The sequence below is a fragment of the Allobosea sp. TAB14 genome, from assembly GCF_052113865.1.
Taxonomy (GTDB): Bacteria; Pseudomonadota; Alphaproteobacteria; order Rhizobiales; family Beijerinckiaceae; genus Allobosea; species Allobosea spartocytisi.
This window is the reverse complement of sequence record NZ_JBFRDQ010000309.1, coordinates 1-5592: the sequence shown is the minus strand read 5'-3', so window position 1 is coordinate 5592 and position 5592 is coordinate 1. Positions and strand designations below refer to the sequence as shown.

At 58.6% G+C, this 5592-nt stretch carries 5 protein-coding genes; 2 read left to right on the top strand and 3 right to left on the bottom strand.

Annotation, left to right across the window (positions count from 1 at the left end; all coding sequences use genetic code 11):
- Both tnpC and AB4Y99_RS26875 read left to right on the top strand, forming a co-directional pair.
- On the top strand, positions 1–1558 hold a 1558-nt coding region (gene tnpC, locus AB4Y99_RS26880), incomplete at its 5' end, for an IS66 family transposase (protein WP_441525480.1).
- On the top strand, positions 1516–2196 hold the full coding sequence (locus AB4Y99_RS26875; RefSeq protein WP_441525479.1) for a hypothetical protein: 681 nt from the start codon (positions 1516–1518) through the stop codon (positions 2194–2196). The genes tnpC and AB4Y99_RS26875, both read left to right, overlap by 43 nt.
- A 140-nt stretch (positions 2197–2336) precedes the next feature.
- Here AB4Y99_RS26875 and AB4Y99_RS26870 read toward each other — a convergent pair whose 3' ends face one another.
- From AB4Y99_RS26870 to AB4Y99_RS26860, 3 genes are all read right to left on the bottom strand, one after another.
- A complete protein-coding gene (locus AB4Y99_RS26870) occupies positions 2337–2603 on the bottom strand; it encodes a hypothetical protein (RefSeq protein ID WP_441525478.1) in 267 nt (88 codons plus the stop codon).
- A 16-nt stretch (positions 2604–2619) separates the two neighbouring features.
- Entirely contained in the window at positions 2620–4026 is a 1407-nt protein-coding gene (locus AB4Y99_RS26865) for a UvrD-helicase domain-containing protein (protein WP_441525477.1), read from the bottom strand.
- A partial coding sequence (locus AB4Y99_RS26860; RefSeq protein ID WP_441525476.1) for an ATP-dependent nuclease occupies positions 4023–5592 on the bottom strand: 1570 nt, incomplete at its 5' end. The genes AB4Y99_RS26860 and AB4Y99_RS26865, both read right to left, overlap by 4 nt.

Here is a 5592-nt window from a genome sequence, read left to right as displayed (position 1 = left end):
GGCCGATCTCGCGCAGGTGCGCGCCGTCGTGACGACGTCCGAGGCGATGATCCGACACCTCAAGCTCGAGATCGCCAAAATGCGCCGCGAGCAGTATGGCCAGAGCTCCGAACGCCGCGCCCGGCTGATCGACCAGATGGAATTGCAGCTCGAAGAACTTGAGGCCGACGCCACCGAGGACGAGATCGCGGCGGAACGCGTGGCAGCGAAGATCACGAATGTCTCCGCCTTCGAACGCCGCCGGCCGGCCCGCAAGCCGTTTCCCGCGCACCTGCCGCGCGAGCGCTTGATCATCGAAGCTCCGTCGACCTGCACCTGCTGCGGCTCGGACCGGATCGTGAAGATGGGCGAAGACGTCACCGAGACGCTGGAGGCGATTCCGCGCCAGTGGAAGGTGATCCAGACGGTTCGCGAGAAGTTCACCTGCCGGGATTGCGAGAAGATCAGCCAGTCACCGGCACCTTTCCATGCCACGCCGCGCGGATGGGCGGGGCCGAACCTGCTGGCGACGATCCTGTTCGAGAAGTTTGGCCAGCATCAGCCCTTGAACCGCCAGGCCGAGCGCTACGCCAGGGAAGGCGTCGATCTCAGCCTCTCCACTTTGGCCGATCAGGTCGGGGCTTGCGCGACGGCGCTGCAGCCGATCCATGATCTGATCCGCGCCCATGTTCTGGCAGCCGTTCGGCTGCATGGCGACGATACCACCGTGCCGCTTCTGGCGCGGGGTGCAACGCGGCAGGCAAGATTATGGACTTACGTCCGCGACGACCGCCCCTTCGCGGGCGGCGCACCTCCCGCGGCACTCTTCTACTTTTCCCCCGATCGCGAGAAGACCCATCCAAACAGGCATCTCGTGGGGTGGCATGGCACTCTCCAGGCCGATGCCTATGGTGGCTACAACGACCTCTACCGTGCGGACCGCGGCCCTGCGCCGGTCAAGAGCGCACTCTGTTGGAGCCATGCCAGGCGCAAGTTCTTCGAACTGGCCGACATCGCCGGCAACGTGCGCAAGGGCAAGCCTGCCCACGAGATATCGCCCGTCGCACTTGAGGCCGTCGCCCGCATTGACGCGCTCTTCGAGATCGAGCGCGGCATAAACGGCATGTCCGTCGAGGAACGTCTCGCGGCGCGGCAGCAGCATGCTCGCCCGCGCGTCGAGGAATTGCATCAATGGCTCATGGCCCAGCGTTCCCAGATGTCCAAGCACAATCCCGTCGCCAAGGCGATCAACTACATGTTCGAGAAGGAGGGTCGCTGGGACGCTTTCACCCGCTTCCTCGACGACGGCAGGCTTTGCCTTTCGAACAATGCCGCCGAACGCGCCCTGCGCGGCATTGCTCTGGGAAGAAAGGCATGGCTATTCGCCGGTTCACAGCGCGGAGGCGAACGTGCTGCCTTCATGTATTCCCTGATCGTCTCGGCAAAGATGAACGATATCGATCCGCAGGCCTGGCTGGCGGACGTGCTCGCCCGCATGCCCAGCCTTCCAGTATCAAGGCTGCCGGAACTATTGCCTTGGAACTGGTCCGCCGGAAGCGCCCGGCAGGTGGCGGCGTGATGGCGCGCCCGACGCATGTCTACACGATCGAATATGTCGCCACGCTGATCGGTGAGAACCTCGAGTTGCTTGAAGAAATCGCCAGCAACTCCGACAACATCGACTACGGCGAGATGATCCATGTCTACGACGGCACCGACGAGGGCAGCACAACCTTTACCGACCGCGGCATCGAGACCTGCAGAAGTTCCTTGCCGACGTGCGCTCCTGGGAAGGCAGCGTTCGCCAATTCCTTCTCGACGAGCAATGTGATCCGGAAAAGATCGAACGCATCATGGCAGATGAGCCAAAATCATAAGCCCCGCGGCCTTGGCCGGATGGTTACAGAAGGTCGCGACCCGCGCATCGTCCACGCGCATACCGGCTATGGGATCACCAGTAACGCCTTTGCCCTTGTCCTTAAGGAAACGAACCATGCGGCACTCTTGATGGCGTTGCCACGGATCGAGATTTCAGGCGATGGCCAGATGGGCTGGGAGCGCCCTGCACTCGACGACAGAGCCTTTGCGCGCCTGGCCGCCGACACTGTCTGGCGGGTAAAACGCACCGTCGATGACGGCAGGATTTCCTATCGGGACGGCCGCCACCTGTTCCATACGTGGGATGGACAAGCGGTGCATTTCAACATTGCCGACTGATCAGGCAGGCAGGGCTGTCGGCAAAAGGCTTTCCTCAACCAAACGATAGGTAAGCATCGATTCCACACAGGACGAAGGCAAGATGGCACGGGCTAGTTTAGAGCGTGATTGCGTAAACAGCATCCACCGTCTCGGACTGTTCAGGCCAAAGCTGATACGACCTCGTCCTCATTGAACCAACCGTTTGCCACCACATGTGCCTTCACGGCAGCAGGGTCGGGCGAATATGCCACAAGCGCAAGGCTCGATTTGGCACGGCTACAGGTAACGTAAAACAACCTCCGCGTGCGATCGAGCGATGTCTCCCTGCCTTCCTGCTCGTTCTTCAAATCGGAGGCACTGGGGGCCTTGGCACCTAAGAGCTTGTCATAGCCGAACAGAAACCCTCTCGCGTCCCCGTCGTCCATGAGAACAATAACCCGATCAAACTCCAATCCCTTCACGCCTTGATGCGTGTCGAACGACGCCTCTCTGGCGACATAAGCTGCATACCCATAATCCCATCAAACTATCGATTGCTGTCTGTGCCGAGCGAAGTTGATCAATCGGCTTTTCGGAGCCTTTGAGGCTGTCCTTGCTCAAGAGCGGGGAGCTTTCCCGCACAAGTTTGGTGGCCGCAAATTTGTCACCTCTTTCCTGCGCATTGACCAAGGGAAGAATGCTGTGGGTGAAAAACCGGGTCGCGGCGAAGCTGCCATCGAGAAAGCTGGTACGAAAATCGTCGACGGATGCCAGCGCTTCAAACAGGCCTTGGAAACCCATCCGCTTCGCGGCCATATGGTGCTCAAGCGTTAGAATCTTACATTTGTTGGCATCGTTCCAATCGCCGTCGCCGGTAAGCTCGGCCATGTAGCTCCTGACGCCATCCTCCATCGCCGGTTTGTCCTCGACCGTGACGGGGAACACAAACAGCCGCACCCAGCCATCGGTTGAATCGTCACGCGGCTCCTGCTTGTGATTGTCAGCGCCGTTCCGGATTTGATTGATCAGGCGGACAATGCGCCGTGGGCTTCGGTGATTGAGTTTCTTCTCAGGGGTTGCCCAATCCTGCGGAATGGCGGTTTCGATCCGCTCTTTTCCGTCCGGATAGATGCGCTGCATCGTGTCGCCGATGAGGCCAAGACAGAAGCGGCTTGCGTGGGCATGCTGCACCGCGAGCAGTGCGTCGATCAGCGCCTTGCTGGTGTCCTGGCTCTCGTCGATGAGGAGAAATGGATACTTCTCGACAAACAGGCGCTGCATCAGCGGCTTTGTGAGAAGGAAGGTCGAGAATATCTTGATGACCTCGCTATGGTTGAGCGCGTTACGCTCCCGATTGTCGCTGTTGGGGTTGTAAGTGAAGGTTTTTATCTCATCCAACCGCGCCAAGCGGCGCTGCTTAGACTCGATCTGAGTTTGCCGTGAAGCAGATGCCTTCGTGCCGGCGCGACCCTTCTGCTCTTCCTCGGTAATGTCGGCGATTTCCTGCTGCAGGTTGGTGCGCAGCCACTCGCGAATATCAGCGTTGAAGCTCTGAATTTGGAGCCAGGCGAAGCTGTGAATGGTACGCACCAAAAAGAGCGGATCATATTCGGTGCGGCGGGTAATTTCATCGCATGCCGCGTTGGTGTAGGTGATCACCGCTACCTGTCGCCCGCGCAGGCGGAGCCTGTCGCGGTACTGGGCTGCGAGATGTTTCAGCGCATTGACGAGCGACCGGGTTTTCCCTGATCCAGCTCCGGCAAATAAGAAGAAGCTTTTGGGGTTCTCTAGGTTCAAGAATTCGGCGAGCTGTGCTTCGACGTGATCGTCGAGCGAGATGTTTGATTCTACACGCGCTTCCTCGGTCACGCAGCAGCCTCCATCGGCGCGGCGTCATTAGGCGCGACTTCCTCGCCGCCGCCGATCGGGGCAAGGCCGAGTTCCTTCTGTTTATGCTCAAGCTTCTCCGCTAGCCAGAGCAGCCCTTCACGAATGTAGGTGGGCGGCTTGAGCGCGACTGGATCTTCGATCTCAAGGAGGTCCAGCGCAAATTCTGCTTTAGTGCCGTTGCCGAGCGCTGCGTTGAGCGCGGTGGAGAGCGCTGCGAAATCTGCACTATCCGCGATTGCTTCCCGAAATTTGGCGATCAACCCAGTGCCGGGCAACGTGGCGAATAGTGGCAAATTCTCGGTAACGATCGCATCTTCAAGGGTGTAGGCTAGCGCCTCAACGGTTGCCCCTTTAAATTCAACCTGGATGGGGCTTTGATAAGCCACGCGGATAACAAAGTTTTCCTCCGCGTAAGCCTTGGCCTTATCGGGTTCTGGCTTATCGAGCAGGTCGTCCAGACCATCGATAGCGGGCCACCATGTTTTCAGGGTGTGATTGCGCGTGGTGTAGGTTGCGCCGCGCACCGGTACGGCGCTTTTCCCAGCGGTATCGCAGGAATCAATGTCAGTGACTATGAGCGTCACGAGGCCGATCTTTTCGATCAAACTACGCAACTTATGAGCGTGGCTTCCGCCTATCTCCAACCAGGTGATGTAGCTCTCGGACAGCTTTGCAAATTCTGGATGGGCGTTCACGAAATTGGGGACCAAAATTCGCTCAGCCGGTCCTTCGATCAGCACGGCTGCATCCGCAAAGAATAAGTCACAATGCGTGACCTTAAGATAGCGCGTGACGAAGCGCTTCGTGTCGGGATCAGCACCAAACGCATTTTCAAGATTCACTACGCATGACGTTGGGATCGAGTTCTCTCCGCCGGATAGGCGGCGGAAGTAGCGCAGGGAATCAAAATCGCACTCGTGCGCGATGTGGCTAGAATGGGTGCTGACGACCATCTGCGTCACGAAATTCTTGCTCTGGCCCAGTTCAGCATGGTTCCGAAGAATCTTGTGAGCCTGTCGAATAAATACCTGCTGCACCTGGGTATGCAGATGCACCTCGGGCTCTTCGATCAGGACCAGGTGCAGCGGCGGGATGATGGTGTCGTCAGCGGCCTTGTGCTTAGCTTTTCCCACCCGCATCCAACTGTCGCGGAACGCCATGAGGCGGAAAACCATCGAGATTAGATTTTGATAGCCTAGGCCGTTTGAATCCTCGGGCAGGAACAGATCTACGGCGTTCTCGCCCCCACCCATTGGGACCACAAACTGTACAGCCGTGTCGTGGTTGAGGCCTTCAACCGGACGCAAGCGCGTCGAGATACTCAACTTCGGATCGGTAACGCCCGGATAGCCAAGTTTATGCATCTCTTTGAGCGGGCTTTTGAAGCCATCGCTCAGGCGAAGGTTGAACGCCTTCTGCGCTTCCTCGATCGCCTTTAGCGCCAATAAATCCTGAGCGTCGGGGTTCTCGTAAGGGTCGAGATGCCGCGTGTAATATTGCCGAAGTTGGACCGAGAGTTTGCGCGATCCTACGGTGCTAGTCGCC

Coding starts and splice junctions, on each gene's coding strand:
- AB4Y99_RS26870 (WP_441525478.1), bottom strand. CDS start 2,603: ATGGACGACGGGGACGCGAGAGGGTTTCTGTTCGGCTATGACAAGCTC.